The following is a 17,348-nucleotide window of genomic DNA, read 5'->3' on the forward strand; positions in this document are numbered from 1 at the left end:
AGCATTTTCCGCATTTGTTGATTTTCGGTGTTGAGCTTTTGGGCCAGTTGCCGTTTTAGCGTGGCATTCTCTGCTTCAAGCGCAGCCAGTTCATCCAATATGTCAGCTGGGGCTTTGGAAACGGGCTTGGCTTTCATCGGCTTGTCAGCAATCGGCTTCAAGCGACGGGGAGTATTGGTTTTTTTCTTGGCAGGGACGGGAGAAACCTTGGCTTCAACTGCGGCAGGCACTTCCGGTTCTGGCGAGGCTATGCTCACTTTTGTGGCGACAGGTTCTGCCATATCGACAACGAGAATCTTGGGCTCAGTCTTGGCTTCTATCCGTGGCGTTGGCGCGTGGACAAGTGCGGCTGGCTCATTGTCTATCGGGGAGACGGCAGGTGTTACCTGATCGGCAGATATTGGCGCCTTGGCATCCTCTTCCACTTCCCGTGCAATCGACTTCAGATCAAGGTTGCCCCAAAGCGCATTGCCGCTCTTGCGCGCACGCCGGTTCTTATATTCAACGACAACATTGCGGATTGGATTCTTCATCCGAAAATAGCTTTCTCAATCAAATTCCGTGGAGGTGCCCCGACAGGTACTGTGCTCTACCTATAGATTTAAACCTCCGTTTTCAACAATCAATCCTGCTTCATAATAGATCGCCTCATCATCCTTATGTGAGGGCATCTCTTCACAAATTGTCAAAGTAATGGCACTTATAGTTGCATTAAGCATTGTCCCATATATTCGGCACCCGGAAAGCTGACCCGAGTATCAATTCAGGAGAAACTGAACATGGCTGATGAAACCATTGTAGAAGCAAACCAGGCCGCAGCAGCTGAGCCTGTGAGCGCCAAGCCGAAAACCCGCGCACCGCGCAAGAAGGCTGAGCCTAAAGCTGCGTCTGCCAAACCAGCTGCAAAAGCTACCAAGGCTCCCAAAGCGGCAAAGGCTGCATCTGCCCCCAAGGCCGCCAAGGTTGTTGCAACTGTTGCCGCTCCGGCTGGCCGTCAGGTAAAACGATATACGCCTGCAGAACGTGCTTCCATTCTTGCATCTGTCGAGAAGGCCACCAAGGGCGGTAAGACCACGTTGAAGGCTGCATTGCAGCATGCTGAAGTTAGCGAGCAGACCTATTACAACTGGAAGAACGCGGCTGGAAAGACCGCCGCTCCGACAGCCGCAAAGGCATCACCGACGAGCGACGATCTGAAGGCGCTTGTGGCACTGGAAGCTGAAAACCTGAAGCTGCGCAAGGAACTGGCTGCAAAGCTTCGCTCCGAAAACACCGAACTGCGCAAGCGTCTCGGCAAGGCGTAACAAACACACTATCGGGACAACCCTGCCCCGAACCTACCAAACAGGTGACCTGCGCAAACGGAGGTCACCTGTTTTCGTTTTGGAGACATGCCGCCTTCTTCCACTGCTGCGAGTGGCTTTAAAGGACCTTCCTTGAGAAGTGCGGAAACTTGATCATTCTTCGCAGTGTTTCATCTCGCCGGATGAAATGATGATAAAGCGCTGCCGCTGCATGCAGCGCAACTAGTCCTATAATGCCGTATACGCATATTGCATGTAGCCAGGACCAGAGTGCTTCATCGGCTTCTGACACGGGCAGCGGCATATTGGGCATGACGAAAAGGTCAAAGACATAGCTGGGGATACCAAGCGGCGAAGTCGACACAATTGCCCAGCCGGTAACGGGCACCAAGATTGTCATTACCAGCAGAAGCCTGTGAACAGCTTTGGCAACACGCCATTCAAGCTGATTGACACCGGGACTGGGGGAAGGATAGATACTCGCGGCAAACCAAACCATCCGGATCAGAGCTAGACCTAGGATTAAAAACCCGAGCGATTTATGCCATTGGTAAAGCGAAAACTGGATCAACGGATTATTCGCCATAGTCTGCGTGAGGAACCCGAGACCGATCTGCCCGGCGATCAACAGAGCGATCAACCAGTGCAGTATCCTTGTGACGTAGCCATAAGCGGCCTGTGTGTTGCGCCACATAACACCCTCCCGGAACCAGCTCCATGGTCACTCAAACTGCTTGTAGGCGCTCATGGCAATTTGCTGCAGGCGAGAGCGCGGTAAGTCGCCAACAAGTGCACAATCAAGAGCATTATCGCTCCAGATGAGCGCCTCCAGATTACCCTGCGTCAGATAACGCAACGATGTTTCCTTTTTCTCGTCAGATGGAACAATAAAAAGGGTCACGCGCTTGCCACTCGTGTCTTCATACATCAATTGCGCCGCTGGCCCGCCATTGGCTGGTAACAGTCGACCACCAACCAAAGAGAGCCCTTCCGTCCGCAGATCAGGGATGACGAGAGTGCGCTCCAGTCGCTTGGAAAGCCAAGCCGACAAATGTTGCTCCTGCTCCGCTTTTACTTCAACCGGGTGCACAACTTCACTCGTATAAAGGTTGTGGGCAACCATAGCCTCGGTCACGATTGGCATCGAAGACGATGGTGTGGTCTCAAGAACACCGCGGCCAAACCATCCGACCCCTGCTCCTACGGCGATCAACACCACTGCCGCGGCGGCCATACGCCACGAACCCAGTCGTGCCGAGCGAATTTCGCTTTTAATGGCCATCGGGTTCAGTCGTGCTGGCACGGGCTCCTCAGCGACATGGCCATAGAGCGCTTGCAAAGTTTCATTCTGTCGCTGCCAGGCTGCCATCTCAGAGGCCAGTTGAGGATTAGCGGACAGCTCTGCCTCTATCACCTGGCGGCGTTCGTCCGAAATCAGCCCATCGACATAGGCCTGTAGCTCAGCGTCACTGATCAACTTGCTTTTCATTTCAGGGCCCTCAAATGCGAGCCGTTCTCCTCTGTAAGACTGCGCAATGTCGCGCGAGCTCGCCCCAGACGTGACATCAGAGTACCGAGCGGAACTTCCAGCACTGAAGCCGCCTCGGTGTAACTCATACCTTCGACGGCGACCAATAAAAGTGCCTCGCGCTGTTCGGACGGCAGTGTTTGTATTGCGCGGGCGGTTTCAGCGAAAGCAAGCCGGGATGGAGATGCACTTGGAACCTGTGGCTCGACCATGACACTCGATAATGGCGCATTGTCCGGAGCCCGGCGCCTGTGGCGCAACTCGTTGCGCCACAGGTTTACGAGTATACGGAAAAGCCATCCGCGCAATGGACCAGACGGCTTCCACAAACTGCTTTTGCGAATTGCGCGCTCCAGACAATCCTGCACCAGATCGTCGGCCCAATCGATGTCATGTGTCAGCGCTCGGGCATAACGCCTGAGCGCTGGAACACATTCCTCAATTTCCTCCAAAAAGCGCGACATTCCCGAACCGCTCCTGCACTCAATCCTTGGCTACGTGCCAGACACCGCCGACTCCGTCACCAGACACATCGCCGGGCTTTTTGTCGCCCTGCCAGAGATATAGCGGCTTTTCTTTACGTGCCCACTGTTTCGTGCCATCCTTGCGCGTGACGAGACTGAACTCGGAATCCATTTTTGCATCCTTGGAAGCCTCCAGAGGCGGCCATTTCTTCGCGCAGTCATCGTAACAATTGGATGCCCCCTTATTGTCCTTGTCAAACACATAAAGGGTCATTCCCTTGGCGTCGGTCAGAACTTCGCCCTTCGCTGTTTTCGTCGTCTTGACGGCACCAGAAGCATAATTTTCGCTATGGGCCGCCAATGGCATGCTGATGACAAGAGCGGCGGTTGTCAAAAACGCTGTCACTTTAATCATGATAGTCCTCCTCTACGGGTTGGTCTTAGTCTCCGTCTTGAAGAACACCGCAGGAGTGAATTTAATCCCTATGACCCAACATTATTTTGCACCCAGCAGATCCATGTCGAAATCGACCACATTGGAATAGATCGGTGTGCCGACATCCATGCCATAGGGAGATCGCAAAACCTTGCCGGTTACATGAAACGTAACGGTCTTTTCGTCGTGGCCAACCATGGACGCAAAGAATGTTTCGCTATGTGACTTACCGCGGGCGGTCAGAACACCATCGATCCGGGCGTTCAGAGGCCCGGTCTGTGTGATCTTTGTCGATCGAAATGCGAGAACCGGATAATGCTCAATATCAAAGACCGCTGAAGATCTGAGAAAATCGCTGATGCGGGTCTGTTTCGCGTCGACACTCGCGGGCTTGAGCGTAAAGGACACGGACGACTTTGCCAGATTTTGAGCATTGAGATTAAAATCACCGGCAAACTCAGCAAAAGAACCCGCCAGTCCGACACCGCCAACCTGACCGACACGAAAACCGATCACCGATGAATGCTGGATCGTATAATGTCCGTTGACGGCTTCCAGACTGTCGGCCAACGACAACGCAGGCGAAAAGAGGAGTAGTATTGAAATAGAGAGTGCGCGGATCATGACGACCTCCCATGTCTGCTGCATTATAGCATCAACACCCGGTCCTGCCTTTTAATCCGTCGCTTGTCGCATTCTTTGCGATTAAATCTTGTTGCCGCCGGTCGCGACAATGGCGACCGGCGGGAAAATCTTTGGACCTTGATTACTTATGTTCAGGCCAGCCGTAACGGTCGTCCAGAGCGTCGTAGTCGGCTAGTCCCGTCACCGCGCTGAATTCCCCATATGTCACCATGGCTTCTGCACGGCTATGCGGAGTGCCTTCCGCCTTCAACACATCAAGGGTGTCCCGAACGGCCTTTACCGCTGAGAAAAGAGCAGAAAGCGCATAGAAGGCAACATTGAAGCCAAGCTCTTCCAGGTCTTTTGCCGTCAGCGCGGTGGTCTCGTTGCCGTCGACGATGCTGACGACCTTTGGACCCTGCACACCCCTGGAAACCGCCTCAACGTCGGCGATCTCCTTGATGCCGTCGACAAAAACGAGGTCGGCGCCTGCATCCTGATAGAGCTTTGCACGGCGAATGGCCTCATCGATGCCCTCGCTCTGGATCGCATCCGTCCGTGCGATCAACAGCATTGGGTGCTGACCACGCGCTTCGACAGCACAGCGAAGGCGGCGAATGTTTTCCTCCGCAGGGATAACCCGGACGCCCGAACGTTGGCCGCATCGCTTCGGCAATTGCTGATCTTCAAGATGGATTGCAGCCACACCAGCCTGGATATACTCCTCGACCGTTCGCCAGATATTGGCGGGACCGCCATAACCGGTATCAGCGTCGGCAATAACCGGGATATCAACCGCCCGAACCATGTCCCGCGCATGCGTCGTCATTTCGGTCTGCGACAGCAAACCAATATCCGGCAAGCCCAACCGCGAGGCCGTCGCTCCAAAACCGGTCATGTAAATGGCGGGAAATTGCGCCATCTCGACCAGTCGTGCCGTCAATGCATCAGCGGCGCCGGGCGCCTGAAGCAAACGACCGGACTCAATGCCAGCTCTCAGTTTTTCAGCTGTGTTTTTCATCATGCTCCCCCTGTTCAGCGACCGCCAGAAACATCCACAACGACACCGGTAATATAGGACGCCTCTCCGGAGAGGAGCCAAACAGCAGCATCAGCAACTTCAGCCGCAGTGCCAAGCCTCTTCAGCGGGATCATATTGGCCATCGCTTCGATATTGGCCGGATCAGCAAAAACATCCTGCTGAATTTCCGTATTGATGACGCCGGGAGCCAGCGCATTAACACGCGCCTTCGGTGCAAGTTCCTTGGCAAGTGCGACCGTGAAAGACGCAATTGCGCCCTTGGTCGTTGCATAGACGATATTGCCGACCATGCCACCCGTGCGCGCAGCAATAGACGACAAATTGACAACGGAGCGACCATCACGACTGGAAGGAGCGCGAATGAACGCGCTGGAAACATAAAAAGCGCTTTTCAGATTGACGCCGAGAACACGGTCAAGTTCCGGCTCGTTCATATCCTCGACAGTCATACGCTGTCCAATGATGCCGGCATTGTTCAAAAGGTGATCAATGCCGCCAAACGACATTACAAGCGCTTCCATGGCAGCTTCAACCGACGACTGTTCTGCAACATTGACCGTTGCGGTCAATACGCGGTCGCCATGAATGGCCTGACATTCAGCGAGTCGCTCGGCATTGATGTCCCACACTGCAACTTTCGCACCAAGCCCCACCAGCTTGTCGGTAACGGCACGTCCGATTCCCGAAGCGCCTCCAGTGACAAGAACGGTCCGGTCAACGAAATAACCCGAGCTGGCGATTGCCGATTGAGATTGCTGCACTTTAATCCTCCCGCCACAAATGGCGTCATGTTTCAGTCGGCGGCAAGAATGACCAGATCAATCCGATTGTCAACTAGGGTTCTAGTTTATGTATGCCACTTGTGCGTACTTCCTTTCCGGTCTATAGGTGCGCGACGAAAGGTGTCGCGGAGGGCGACATCAAAGCTTAGGGAGGAATGTCATGGCGGATGCAATCCGTGCTGACGGCGCTCATTTGAATACAAGTCTACGCGACCGAACGATCCGCAAACTCAATATGCGCATCGTCCTTTTCTGCTTCATCTGCTTCATCGTGAACTATCTGGATCGCGTGAATATCGGCTTCGCCGCGCTGCACATGAATGACGACATCGGCCTGACCCCATACATGTTCGGTCTTGGTGCGGGGATTTTCTTCATCGGCTATCTGGCTTTTGAAATCCCCAGCAACATGATCCTGCACAAAGTCGGTCCTCGGATATGGATCGCCCGTATCATGGTCACCTGGGGCATCGTCTCCTGTGCTATGGCCTTCGTGCAGGGACCAACCTCCTTCTATATCCTGCGTTTTCTGCTCGGCGTTGCCGAAGCGGGCTTTGCACCAGGCGTACTCCTTTATCTGACCTACTGGTTTCCTGCCAAAGAACGCGGCCGCGCAACGGCCCTTTTCATGGCTGCAACCGTGCTGTCGATTGTTATCGGAGCCCCGATTTCCGGCTGGCTGATCGATGCAGGCGAAGGCCTGTTCGGCCTGCATGGCTGGCAAGCAATGTTCATTCTTGAAGGACTTCCTGCCATCGTTCTTGGTGTCATCACCTTCTTCTATCTCGTCGATTCACCGCAAAAGGACAGCAAATGGCTGGCAGCGGACGAACGTGCCTGGCTTCTTGAACAGCTTGCTGAAGACGAGAAGAACACCCAGCCAGACACCCGTCACAGCCTGCGCGAAATCTTCAGCGATTTCCGGGTATGGCTTCTCACGCTGGTTTACATGTTCAACGGCATCGCGGTTTACGGTGTGATCATGTGGCTGCCGCAGATCGTGAAGACCTTCGGTCTGACGACCCTGCAGTCTGGCTTCGTCTCGGCCGTGCCATTCATTTTTGCAGCATTCGGACTCGTCTTCATTTCGCGCAGTTCCGACCGCACGGGTGAACGCAAGATTCACACGGCTATTTCCGGCCTGTTCGGCGGCCTCTTCCTGGCAGCCAGTGCGCTTGCGCCGAACCCTTATCTGGGCCTGCTGCTTCTCTGCATCTGCGCCTTCTTCCTCTGGTCGTATCTTGGCGTTTTCTGGACCTTGCCAACGCAGTTCCTCACTGGCGCCGCAGCGGCTGGTGGATTGGCTGCTATCAATGGCTTTGCCCAGATCGGTGGTTTTACTGGCCCCTATATTGTGGGCTGGGTCAAAACTGCTACCGATAGTTTTTCGATCTCGCTTCTGGTACTTGCAATATTTCCGATCATTAGCTTCTTCCTCTGCATGAGCTTGAAAGCTAAACGCGACTAGACCACATTACCGGCAGCGATCAAAAATTCGCTGCCGGAAATTCTTTGAGGAGACCGTGTACTGGCATGACAAAGCCGAAAACGCCCCCCCGCAAGAGTCTTGTCCCGACGATCGCTGATAAAATTCGTGCGGCCATTGTCGACGCCGAGCTTGATTTCGGGGAAAACCTCTCCGAAGACACTTTGGCCTCGGCATTTGAAGTCAGCCGGACACCTGTTCGCGAAGCGCTCAATCTGTTGCAGATGGAGGGGCTGGTAATCATTGTCCCGAAATCCGGCACCTATGTCTTCACGCCGACGCTCGAAGACATTGCCGAACTTTGCGACTATCGCGTTGGGCTGGAAAAGCAGGCTATTGCACTAACGCCGCAACAATCGCTGCCATTGGCGGTCAGTGAACTGCAGAAACAGTTGCAAGCAATGACCGAGGCCATTGAAAGCAGCGATATGCAGGCTTATGGCCGCGCTGATACGGCATTTCACCTCGCTTTCTTCCATCATTGCGGCAATCGCTATCTGAAAAACGCCTATGACCTTATTCTCGGTCGCGTGGCGTCGTTGAGAACACATCTCGCCATTCGCGCCGAAGGTGAACCGGACCGGTCCTATAAGGATCATGCGCATATGATCAGCCTTTTTGCCGATAATAAGCGCGACCAGCTCTCAACGATACTGACGGCGCATATTCTTCGCACCAAGGATAATTATCTCGACGCATTTCAGAAGCTATCGGCAAACGTCAATGGCGGCAGAGCAGCGCGACTTCGCCGGCGTCTGGCACTGACCGAGTAATCCAGACCCCCATCGCCCTATGGCGGGCTGGTTTTAATGGCGCCACGGCGCCATTTTTGTTTTCAACATCATTAGACCTCTAGCAATTCACTGCTCGTCCGTGCAGCGGATGGCAGGCCAGCGCGCGTGACAATCGCTATTCGTTTGCAGTTACTTAAAATCTGATACATCAGATATTGACATATCACGAAGTAAGCAGCTATTCCTTTCGCCGAGGAGTTTCAGGGAGATTTGAACTTTGGATTCGCAGGCGTTAGCTCTCAAGCCGATTAAGCTGAGAAATCTCAGAGATCATGTGCATGACAGTTTGCGGGAAGCCATTATTTCCGGTCGTCTGAAATCCGGTGAAAAACTGAACGAACGCCAGCTAGCCGCCGATCTCGGCATCAGCACCAGCCCGCTCAAGGAAGCGCTGAGACAGCTTGAGGGCGAAGGTCTGGTCAGGACTGAATCCCGTCGTGGCACGTTTGTCTGCTTCAACGAACGACAGGCGGAAGAAATGATGCTGGCGCGCGCCGCGTTGGAAAGCATCATTGCACGACAGGCTGCAAAACACGGAAGCGAGGAAGCCTTTGAATTCCTTCGCGCCACCATTGAGGAAATGCGCGCGGCGGTGGAAACCGGCGATGTCGACGAACTAATTGAACTGAACGAGAAATTCCACGACGGCATCCATGAAGCATCCGGTTGTGAATATCTGCGTCGACTGCAAAACGCGCAACGCATGTATGACCACGCAGCCCGCGTGACCGTGCTGTCACGCGACGACGTTCGCCGTCAGTCTTTCGGCGAGCATGAGGCCATCATGCTGGCGATAACCAAAAGAAATGGGGATTTGGCCGAACGGTTGATGCGCGAGCACATCGTGAAGGCAGGGGAGACGCATATCGAACTGGTCTTCTGACCAGTCTATTGGGAGGAAACAATGGATCTAGCAGGCTACCGCCAGGTGCTTCGCGGCATTTCGGGCGTGCATGCAACCGCTTATGACGCGCAGGGCGAAATCGACCCGGCGCTGACGGCAAAAATTGTCTCGCGCATCGCAAATGCCGGCGTTCATAACATTGTCAGTGGCGGCAACACCGGAGAGTTCTATAGCCTGACCGAAGACGAAGTCATCCGCCTGCAGGCCATTGCAATTGGGGCCGTCGCCGGAAAGGCAGCCGTCACCGCCGCTGCAGGACGTTCGGTGCGTGAAGCCATAAAAGTAGCAAATGCGGCAAGCGCCGCCGGTGCGGACGGTGTGATGATCCATCACCCGCTCGATCCCTTTGCAGCTCCGCACGCTCAGGTGGATTATTTCATCGCGATTGCAGAAGCGATTGAACTGCCCATCGTCGCCTATATCCGTTCTGATCTGATACCGCTTGATGAAATGGTCCGGCTTGCCACCCATCCGAAAGTCGCCGGGGTCAAGTTCGCATCCCAGAATACGATGCTGTTCTTTGAATGCTGCCGGGCAACTAAAGGAATGGATGCCACTTGGATTTGCGGCCTCGCAGAAAGCTGGGCCCTGCCCTTCTATGCGCTCGGCGGACGCGGCTTCACATCCGGGCTTGTCAATGTTGCGCCCAAGCGTTCGCTCGCCGTGTGGAATGCACTGGAAGCGGGTGATTACAATCGCGCGCGTTCGCTCGTTGAGAGCATCGCCGAATTCGAAACCATGCGCACAAAATACCGCAATGGCGCCAATGTGACGGTCGTGAAGGAAGCTTTGCAAATCCAGGGGTTAGCCGTTGGCAAAGTCCGGCTTCCGGGGCTGCCACAACTTGAAAAGCATGACCGCGAAACGCTTCAGCAGATCGTCGCGGGTTGGGAGACAGATGGCTTAGTCTGACAGATGAAATCAGGGCGTCCTGACAGGGAGAAGACGGACGCACCGCAGAACCAAAATGGAGGAGAACATGAATAAGGGAATTTCACGCCGTACATTCATGGCGGGGGCCGGGCTTGCAACGGGCATGGGGATCATGCTGCCGAAAGGTGTTTGGGCACAGTCGGCAAAGCTGCCGTCATCACCCGTAGCATTGAACGTTATCGATGCTGCCGGCAATCTCGCTCTGACCCAACCGATATTTGATAATTTTGCATCCGAACAAAAGGCGCTCGTTTCGCGCTTTACTTTCAACAAGGCGCCAGCGCCTGAACTGCCGGGCAAGATCAAGGCTCAACAACGCGCCAACCGCATCGATATCGATCTGGTCATTGTCGGCCCTGACGCACTGTCGGCAGGACTTGCGGACGATATCTGGACCGATATCATCGCTCTACCCGAAAACGGCTTGCCCAAGCTTCAGGATATCTATCTTGAGCCAGCATGGCGCATGCAGGAAATGTCCAAGGGCAAAGGCGTCGTGGTTTCTTATTACCCGTCGGGCCCACTTCTTGAATTCCATCCGGACAAGGTCAAGACCGCGCCTAAAAACGCTGAGGAACTTCTGGCCTGGACCAAGGAGAACCCGAAGAAGTTCATTTATGCACGTCCTGCCAATTCCGGTCCCGGCCGCACATTCCTGATGGGCCTGCCCTATCTTCTCGGCGACAGCAATCCGAAAGATCCTATCAATGGTTGGGAAAAGACCTGGGCCTATCTGAAGGAATTACACAAGAACATCGAATATTATCCGGCAGGCACCGGCGCCCTGATGAAGGAACTGGGCGAAGGCACTCGTGATATGACGGTGACCACCACGGGCTGGGACATCAATCCGCGTGCGCTCGGCGTCGTGCCGAAGGAGATGGGTGTCAGCAAGCTTGAGGGTTTCCATTGGGTTTGCGATGCGCATTATTTTGCAATTCCAAAGGGTGTTTCGGAAGAAAAGATCGCCGTTTTGATGGAGTTCATCAAATTCGCATTGAAGCCGGATCAGCAGGCTTATTCTTACGATGCCGGTTATTTCTATCCAGGCCCTGCGGTCAAGGACGTTACGATTGAGATGGCACCAAAGGAGAGCCAGAACATCATCGCTGAATTCGGACGCCCCGAATATGCGGAATGGATCGCCAACAATCCGATTGAACTGCCGCTTGAACCGGAGGCGCTTGTAGCCGCTTTCCGGCGCTGGGATGAAGAGGTCGCGGCCAGCTAAGCTCTTAAACGGGCATTTCCGGGCGAGCTGTATCGGCCCGCCCGGAAGGGTCCATGATCGTCAAACCAATCATGGTGTTTGCGTCAATGTCCTTTCAAGAACTCCGGCTAGACCGGATGAGCCGATCATTCGGAACTTTCAATGCGCTGAGGGAAATCAACCTCACCATACGGAAAGGCGAATTTATCGCACTTCTCGGTCCTTCCGGTTGCGGAAAATCAACCGCTCTCAATTGCATTGCCGGTCTTCTCGGCACGACGGGCGGCGGCATTTATATCGATAACCGTCGCGTCGATCAGCTGAAGCCGGAGGATCGTGGCTTTGGCATGGTTTTCCAGAACTATGCGCTGTTCCCGCATATGAACGTCCTGCAGAATGTTGGCTTCGGCCTTAAAATGCGCGGGCTGGCCAAAAGCGAAATAGAAAAGCGCTCACGTGCTGCACTCGCTCTGGTGAGATTGCAAGGACAGGAAGAAAAGCTCCCTGGACAACTCTCTGGCGGCCAGCAACAGCGCGTAGCCATTGCCCGCGCTATTGTGATCGAGCCTCCTCTGGTTTTGATGGATGAGCCGCTTTCCAATCTCGACGCCAAGCTTCGCCTTGAGATGCGCGCCGAAATCCGTCGCATCCACAATCAGCTTGGTTCCACCACAATCTACGTTACGCATGATCAGGATGAAGCCTTGTCGCTTGCAGATCGCATTGTGGTGTTGCGTGATGGTGAGATCCGCCAAGTTGGCAAGCCCAACGAGCTTTATGAAGCGCCTCTTTACAGAGATGTTGCCGCGTTCATGGGATTTCGAAACGCCCTACCCGGTAAGATCACCCGTATAGAAAACGGGCAGGCGACGATAGCGGTTGCAGGCAGTGAACTGACCGGGCGGGCCGCTGATACGTTGAAAGTCGGAGACGAAGCCATTTTGATGGCGCGCGGCGACGATGTCGTTTCAGGCTCAGCCCATCAGAACACCCTACAGGCAACTGTCGAAACCATTGAGTATCGCGGCCGTGAATATGTGGGCACAGCACGCACGCAAACGGGTCTGGAATTGATCTTTCACGGTCCCAAGGGTGTAGAGCCCGGCAGCCAGATTGAACTTGGCATCGATGCCGCCAATGCGCTCGTCTTTCCGGCGGAGGGCTGAGATATGGCCGATATAGCTCAAGAGCGATATGCCGAAGCTCCCCTGACACCTGGGCTGCGACAAAGGCTGGCCAATCGTGGCTTTGACGGCGTGACGCTACTGATCCTGCCCGCTCTGTTGTTTGTGATCGGCGTCTTCATTTACCCGTTTCTCTATGGTCTGGTTCTGTCGTTCAATCCGTTGGACGGCGGTGGCGCGCTCGCCAATTACGCAAAATTCTTCTCCGACCCGTTTCTCTATAAAACCATCGGCGCCACCCTATGGCTTGCCGTTCCGGTTACGATTATCAGCGTGTTGTTTGCAGTGCCGATTGCCTTGCGCGTTCGACTGATGCGTCGTCAGAGGCTGCTGACGACCATCCTTGTTCTGCCTATTACGCTTGGCACGGTTCTGATTGCGGAAGGCCTGCTCAACTATCTTGGTCCGCAAGGCTGGTTCAGTCGCACACTGATTTTCATCGGCCTGATCGACAGTCCATTGAAACTGACCAATAACTACTGGGGTGTTTTCGCCTCGCTCGTCATAACCGTCTTTCCATTCACGTTTCTACTGACGCTCTCCTATATCACAGGCATCGACCCTGCATTGGAACGGGCGGCAGCCACACATGGAGCCAATAGCTGGCAGCGCTTTCGATATGTCATGCTGCCCTTGCTGGTGCCGGGACTGGTTGTCGCGGCCTGCCTTACCTTCGTTCAGGCTTTTGCCGTCTTTCCTTCCGCCGTGCTCTTGGGCGCTCCATCAGGCCCCACACGCGTCATATCCATTGCTGCAGCACAAGCTGCATTCGAGCAGTACGACGACTCCATGGCATCTTCGATCGCCATGATCATGGCAGCGGTACAGTTGCTCGTCGTCGGCGCGCTTCTCGGCGTCCGCTCACTTTTCTATCGTGGCTCGACAGCGGGCGGGAAGGGTTAAATCATGGTTCGCGATACATCCCTTCTCTCCAAACTCTGGATCGCGGTTGTCTGGCTTCTGACCGGCTTCTTCGTTCTCAATGTTCTGGCGGTCATCACCGCTGTGGTCGTATCGAGTTTCGGCACGCGCTGGCTTGGCACCTGGCTGCCGGACGCCTTCACGACGCGTTGGTATGCGGCGGCTTGGGCTGAATTTCAGCTGGATCAGGTCTTGCTGGTAACGTTTCAAGTGGTCTTTGCCGTTGTTATTCTATCCGGCATTCTCGGCGTAACCGCTGCCTACGCGATGGCTCGACGCGATTTTCCCGGCAAGAAATTCGTGTTGCTGATTTTCCTTTTGCCCCTGCTCGTACCACCGATAACCTTCGGGATACCACTTGCAACCGTTCTCTATAAATTCGGTGTCGGTGGAACATTCTGGGGTGTGGTTCTTGCCAATCTCGTCCCGACCGTACCTTTTGTCATTCTCGTTATGATCCCGTTCATTGAACAAATCGACCCCAAGGTCGAAGCGGCGGCGCGTGTTTTTGGGGCCGGGACATTCAAACTCTTCATCCATGTGCTTCTGCCCATGCTTTTACCCGGTGTTCTGGCGGCTATGCTTCTGGTTCTGGTGCGTACGGTAGCCATGTTTGAACTGACCTTCCTGACAGCAGGTCCAACATCACAGACACTTGTGGTGGCACTTTACTATTCGGTGTTCGCTGCCGGTGTTCGCTCCGTCCAATCCATCGATGCCATGGCCGTGATTTATATGGTCACTTCGCTAGTCTGGCTCCTTCTGGCCCTGCGCTTCGTCAATCCCACGCAAATTGTTGCGCGCAACCGTCAACCATCCGCGCATTAGCGTGCAAGACTGAACAGGAGCCTCTGATGAAGATCACGGCTGTCGAAACGGTGCAGTTACCGCACTTGAACAACATCTTGTGGGTTCAAATCCACACTGATGAAGGCATCGTGGGCCTGGGCGAGACATTTCGCGGCGCGAATGCCGTGGCAGCCTATATTCATAGTGATATTGCGCCGCAACTGATCGGCCAGAACCCACTTGAGATCGACCGGATATCCAAACTGCTGCTGGAGCCTTATGTCGGCTTTCGGTCTTCCGGTGTGGAGATCCGCGCCGCTTCTGCCATCGATATCGCGCTTTGGGATATTTTTGGAAAGGTCACCGGACAGCCAATCCACCAACTGCTGGGTGGGCTGTCGCGGCAATCCATCCGTACTTACAATACCTGTGCAGGCTACACCTATAACAAGAGCGGCTCGCGGCGCTACATCGGCGATACGGACGAAGGCACGGAAGGGCCTTACGAAGACCAGCTTGCCTTTCACCGCGATGCGGGAGCGCTGGCCGAAAACCTTCTATCCCAAGGCATTACTGCCATGAAAATCTGGCCGTTCGATCCATTTGCTGTGGCGTCGGGAGGCAACTTCATCCATGCGCAGGATCTGGACAAGGCCCTCGTGCCATTTCGACAAATACGCGATGCTGTCGGCGACAGGATGGAGGTCATGGTCGAATTCCATTCCATGTGGGACCTCACTTCTGCGCTAACGATTGCACGGGAACTAAAAGCTTTCCGTCCATTCTGGTCCGAAGACCCGATCAAGATGATGAACCCGCAAGCACTTGCAGTCTATGCGCAGAAATCGGGTATTGCGGTTTGCGCCAGCGAGACAATGGCAACCCGCGCGCAGTTCCTTGATGTTCTGCGTGCCGATGCTTCCGATTATGTCATGCTGGATATTTCATGGTGCGGCGGACTTTCCGAAGCGAAGAAAATCGCCACCATGGCTGAAGCTTTCCAGCGCCCCATTGCACCACATGACTGCACGGGGCCTGTCGTCTTTGCGGCTTCGATTCATCTGTCGCTCAATGCGCCCAATGCCATCTATCAGGAGTCTGTTCGCGCCTATTACACCTCGTGGTATCGCGATCTGGTCACAGTGATGCCGCGCATCGAAAACGGGCTGATCTATCCTTTTGAAGGTGCCGGGCTCGGCCTTGCACTCTCTGAATTTGTTCTCGAACACCCTGACGTTATCCGCAGAAAGACGAACGCATTATGATTGGACCGTTTCACTGCATTGCTGATCTGCGCGGGGAACTGATGGAAAGTCCCGTCTGGGACGAACGAAGGGCAACGCTCTTTGCGTGCAATATCAATGGACGCAAGGTTTACGAAATAGACCTCGAAAAGGGTCCCGTGCGCGATTGGACTTTTGAAAGCGAAGTTCCCTGTGTTGGGCTTGCAGAGAGTGGCAAGCTGATTGTGGCTCTGGCCCGAGAAGTTATTCTGTTCGACCCGGATAGTGGTGGCAGACAGACACTCTGGAATGGTTATGACGAGCCTGACACGTCACGTCTGAATGACGGCAAGATTGGTCCCGATGGCGCGCTATGGATTGGCAGTATGGATTGTCGTCCAACACGTCAGCCCATTGCAAAGCTCTACCGGATAACCGCCAACGGGCATGCCGAGATTATGGCAGGCGATATTGAAGTATCGAATGGTCTCGCCTGGACACCCGATGGAACCACCATGTTCCACACAGATTCTCGTGGTCCATGGATCGACCGCTATGAGTTCAACCCGGCCACGGGCCATCTGAGTGACCGCAAACGCATTCGCAATCTCAACGAAGAAACCGGCAGGCCGGACGGTGGCGCTTGCGATGCTGACGGCACCTACTGGAGCGCAGGCGTATCCGCTGGCGTCTTGAACCGCTTCGACGCGGATGGAACTCTGCTTGCCAGTTTTCCCGTCCCGGTTCCAGCTCCGACAATGCCATGTTTCTGCGGTCCCGATCTGAGGCAGATCGCGCTGACGTCGCACCGCCTTGGTTCGGCTGATAAATTGGTATCAGCCCCCCAATCCGGCGGCGTGCATCTCGCAACCATCGCTGTTGCCGGGACAAAAGTGGCCCGTATGAAGGGAATTTGACCCAATGAAACACCTCCTTTTGACCGGAGCCTCCGGTAATCTTGGCCGCATGCTGACCCGGAAACTTTCGCATGCCGGATACCGCCTGCGCCTGTCCGATATTGAGCCTTTTCCCGACGCATTGCCCGAAGACGCAGAATTCATTCAGGCGGATTTGAGCAACGCCGATGCGGTTGCCGAGCTGGTTCGCGGAACCGATGCAATATTGCACTTCGGCGGCATCAGTATCGAAAAGCCCTATGAACTGATCGCCCGTGCCAACCTTCTCGGTGTCACGCATATTTTCGAAGCTGCGCGTGCGGAAAAACAACGGGTGATTTTCGCCAGCTCCAATCACACGATCGGTTTCTACGAACGCGACGTTGTTCTGAACAGCGATCATCCTTTCAAACCCGATGGCTATTACGGGCTGTCCAAGGCTTATGGCGAGCTGCTCGGCCAGATGATGTTCGAGAAGCATGGCGTTGAAAGCGTTCATGTGCGGATTGGTTCATGCCTTCCGGAACCTACCGAAGCGCGGCATCTGGCCACCTGGCTGTCACAGGATGATCTGGTGCGGATTTTGATCGGAGCGGTCGAAGCGCCTGAAACCGGCGTCGCCGTTGTCTGGGGAATTTCCGCCAACGCTGGTCGCTGGTGGGAAAAGGACGATGCCAGTCGTATCGGATATGTGCCGCAGGACGACGCCTCGCGTTTCGGCAATCTGGCCGAAACTGGCGATCCGATCACACGGCGGTATCAGGGCGGCGCATTTACAGCACAAGATTACACACGCGATGACTAGCTTTCATGGACCAACCCATAGTG

20 protein-coding genes are annotated in these 17,348 nt (G+C 54.7%); 12 read left to right on the forward strand and 8 right to left on the reverse strand.

The features are described from left to right. Positions 1-533: hypothetical protein (locus tag ACTJKP_RS22965; RefSeq protein WP_440632312.1), on the reverse strand; the 533-nt coding region annotated here is incomplete at its 3' end. A gap of 246 nt (positions 534-779) precedes the next feature. Here ACTJKP_RS22965 and ACTJKP_RS22970 point away from each other — a divergent pair. After that, on the forward strand, positions 780-1,304 hold the full coding sequence (locus ACTJKP_RS22970; protein WP_440632313.1) for a transposase: 525 nt from the start codon (positions 780-782) through the stop codon (positions 1,302-1,304). Between the two features lie 118 nt (positions 1,305-1,422). On the opposite strand, the gene ACTJKP_RS22975 is transcribed toward ACTJKP_RS22970, so the two are convergent. The 7 genes from ACTJKP_RS22975 to ACTJKP_RS23005 form a co-directional block, all read right to left on the reverse strand. Next, complete coding sequence (locus ACTJKP_RS22975; protein ID WP_440632314.1) at positions 1,423-1,998, reverse strand: cytochrome b; 576 nt, start codon at positions 1,996-1,998, stop codon at positions 1,423-1,425. 27 nt (positions 1,999-2,025) lie between these two features. After that, positions 2,026-2,793 (reverse strand): anti-sigma factor family protein, encoded by a 768-nt coding sequence (locus tag ACTJKP_RS22980; protein WP_440632315.1) that lies wholly within the window; start codon positions 2,791-2,793, stop codon positions 2,026-2,028. Beyond that, positions 2,790-3,296 (reverse strand): sigma-70 family RNA polymerase sigma factor, encoded by a 507-nt coding sequence (locus ACTJKP_RS22985; protein ID WP_440632316.1) that lies wholly within the window; start codon positions 3,294-3,296, stop codon positions 2,790-2,792. The genes ACTJKP_RS22980 and ACTJKP_RS22985 overlap by 4 nt, the downstream gene beginning before the upstream one ends. A 19-nt stretch (positions 3,297-3,315) precedes the next feature. Next, entirely contained in the window at positions 3,316-3,711 is a 396-nt protein-coding gene (locus ACTJKP_RS22990) for a COG4315 family predicted lipoprotein (RefSeq protein ID WP_440632317.1), read from the reverse strand. A gap of 81 nt (positions 3,712-3,792) precedes the next feature. Then, positions 3,793-4,356, reverse strand: coding sequence for a YceI family protein (locus tag ACTJKP_RS22995; protein WP_440632318.1), 564 nt, complete (start codon positions 4,354-4,356; stop codon positions 3,793-3,795). A 142-nt stretch (positions 4,357-4,498) separates the two neighbouring features. Beyond that, the gene (locus ACTJKP_RS23000) at positions 4,499-5,377 is read right to left on the reverse strand and encodes an isocitrate lyase/PEP mutase family protein (RefSeq protein ID WP_440632319.1); all 879 of its coding nucleotides are present in this window, start codon (positions 5,375-5,377) and stop codon (positions 4,499-4,501) included. A 14-nt stretch (positions 5,378-5,391) separates the two neighbouring features. Continuing rightward, positions 5,392-6,159 (reverse strand): SDR family NAD(P)-dependent oxidoreductase, encoded by a 768-nt coding sequence (locus ACTJKP_RS23005; RefSeq protein ID WP_440632320.1) that lies wholly within the window; start codon positions 6,157-6,159, stop codon positions 5,392-5,394. 181 nt (positions 6,160-6,340) lie between these two features. Between ACTJKP_RS23005 and ACTJKP_RS23010 the strand changes: the two genes are divergently transcribed. From ACTJKP_RS23010 to ACTJKP_RS23060, 11 genes are all read left to right on the forward strand, one after another. Next, complete coding sequence (locus ACTJKP_RS23010) at positions 6,341-7,648, forward strand: MFS transporter (protein WP_078340623.1); 1,308 nt, start codon at positions 6,341-6,343, stop codon at positions 7,646-7,648. 65 nt (positions 7,649-7,713) lie between these two features. Continuing rightward, a complete protein-coding gene (locus ACTJKP_RS23015) occupies positions 7,714-8,439 on the forward strand; it encodes a GntR family transcriptional regulator (protein ID WP_078340624.1) in 726 nt (241 codons plus the stop codon). 295 nt (positions 8,440-8,734) lie between these two features. Continuing rightward, entirely contained in the window at positions 8,735-9,343 is a 609-nt protein-coding gene (locus tag ACTJKP_RS23020) for a GntR family transcriptional regulator (RefSeq protein ID WP_078340692.1), read from the forward strand. Between the two features lie 21 nt (positions 9,344-9,364). Next, positions 9,365-10,276: a dihydrodipicolinate synthase family protein gene (locus tag ACTJKP_RS23025; protein WP_440632321.1), complete on the forward strand. Its 912-nt coding sequence runs from the start codon at positions 9,365-9,367 to the stop codon at positions 10,274-10,276. Between the two features lie 97 nt (positions 10,277-10,373). Beyond that, positions 10,374-11,528, forward strand: coding sequence for an extracellular solute-binding protein (locus ACTJKP_RS23030; protein ID WP_440632334.1), 1,155 nt, complete (start codon positions 10,374-10,376; stop codon positions 11,526-11,528). Positions 11,529-11,599: 71 nt separating this feature from the next. Continuing rightward, positions 11,600-12,673, forward strand: coding sequence for an ABC transporter ATP-binding protein (locus ACTJKP_RS23035; protein ID WP_440632335.1), 1,074 nt, complete (start codon positions 11,600-11,602; stop codon positions 12,671-12,673). Positions 12,674-12,685: 12 nt separating this feature from the next. After that, positions 12,686-13,594: a carbohydrate ABC transporter permease gene (locus tag ACTJKP_RS23040; protein ID WP_139364438.1), complete on the forward strand. Its 909-nt coding sequence runs from the start codon at positions 12,686-12,688 to the stop codon at positions 13,592-13,594. Positions 13,595-13,597: 3 nt separating this feature from the next. Beyond that, positions 13,598-14,440 carry an ABC transporter permease gene (locus ACTJKP_RS23045; protein WP_440632322.1) on the forward strand — a complete coding sequence of 281 codons (843 nt, stop codon included), beginning with the start codon at positions 13,598-13,600 and terminating at the stop codon, positions 14,438-14,440. Between the two features lie 26 nt (positions 14,441-14,466). Then, complete coding sequence (locus tag ACTJKP_RS23050) at positions 14,467-15,666, forward strand: mandelate racemase/muconate lactonizing enzyme family protein (RefSeq protein ID WP_440632323.1); 1,200 nt, start codon at positions 14,467-14,469, stop codon at positions 15,664-15,666. After that, positions 15,663-16,541, forward strand: a complete 879-nt coding sequence (locus tag ACTJKP_RS23055) for an SMP-30/gluconolactonase/LRE family protein (protein ID WP_440632324.1) — start codon at positions 15,663-15,665, stop codon at positions 16,539-16,541. Before ACTJKP_RS23050 ends, ACTJKP_RS23055 begins: the two co-directional genes overlap by 4 nt. 4 nt (positions 16,542-16,545) lie before the next feature. Then, positions 16,546-17,325, forward strand: coding sequence for an NAD-dependent epimerase/dehydratase family protein (locus ACTJKP_RS23060; RefSeq protein WP_440632325.1), 780 nt, complete (start codon positions 16,546-16,548; stop codon positions 17,323-17,325). Positions 17,326-17,348: the final 23 nt, after the last annotated feature.

The organism is Brucella sp. 22210 (assembly GCF_052045675.1).
GTDB lineage: Bacteria > Pseudomonadota > Alphaproteobacteria > Rhizobiales > Rhizobiaceae > Brucella.

Coding starts and splice junctions, on each gene's coding strand:
- ACTJKP_RS22970 (WP_440632313.1), top strand. CDS start 780: ATGGCTGATGAAACCATTGTAGAAGCAAACCAGGCCGCAGCAGCTGAG.
- ACTJKP_RS22975 (WP_440632314.1), bottom strand. CDS start 1,998: ATGTGGCGCAACACACAGGCCGCTTATGGCTACGTCACAAGGATACTG.
- ACTJKP_RS22980 (WP_440632315.1), bottom strand. CDS start 2,793: ATGAAAAGCAAGTTGATCAGTGACGCTGAGCTACAGGCCTATGTCGAT.
- ACTJKP_RS22985 (WP_440632316.1), bottom strand. CDS start 3,296: ATGTCGCGCTTTTTGGAGGAAATTGAGGAATGTGTTCCAGCGCTCAGG.
- ACTJKP_RS22990 (WP_440632317.1), bottom strand. CDS start 3,711: ATGATTAAAGTGACAGCGTTTTTGACAACCGCCGCTCTTGTCATCAGC.
- ACTJKP_RS22995 (WP_440632318.1), bottom strand. CDS start 4,356: ATGATCCGCGCACTCTCTATTTCAATACTACTCCTCTTTTCGCCTGCG.
- ACTJKP_RS23000 (WP_440632319.1), bottom strand. CDS start 5,377: ATGAAAAACACAGCTGAAAAACTGAGAGCTGGCATTGAGTCCGGTCGT.
- ACTJKP_RS23010 (WP_078340623.1), top strand. CDS start 6,341: ATGGCGGATGCAATCCGTGCTGACGGCGCTCATTTGAATACAAGTCTA.
- ACTJKP_RS23015 (WP_078340624.1), top strand. CDS start 7,714: ATGACAAAGCCGAAAACGCCCCCCCGCAAGAGTCTTGTCCCGACGATC.
- ACTJKP_RS23025 (WP_440632321.1), top strand. CDS start 9,365: ATGGATCTAGCAGGCTACCGCCAGGTGCTTCGCGGCATTTCGGGCGTG.
- ACTJKP_RS23030 (WP_440632334.1), top strand. CDS start 10,374: ATGGCGGGGGCCGGGCTTGCAACGGGCATGGGGATCATGCTGCCGAAA.
- ACTJKP_RS23035 (WP_440632335.1), top strand. CDS start 11,600: ATGGTGTTTGCGTCAATGTCCTTTCAAGAACTCCGGCTAGACCGGATG.
- ACTJKP_RS23045 (WP_440632322.1), top strand. CDS start 13,598: ATGGTTCGCGATACATCCCTTCTCTCCAAACTCTGGATCGCGGTTGTC.
- ACTJKP_RS23050 (WP_440632323.1), top strand. CDS start 14,467: ATGAAGATCACGGCTGTCGAAACGGTGCAGTTACCGCACTTGAACAAC.
- ACTJKP_RS23055 (WP_440632324.1), top strand. CDS start 15,663: ATGATTGGACCGTTTCACTGCATTGCTGATCTGCGCGGGGAACTGATG.
- ACTJKP_RS23060 (WP_440632325.1), top strand. CDS start 16,546: ATGAAACACCTCCTTTTGACCGGAGCCTCCGGTAATCTTGGCCGCATG.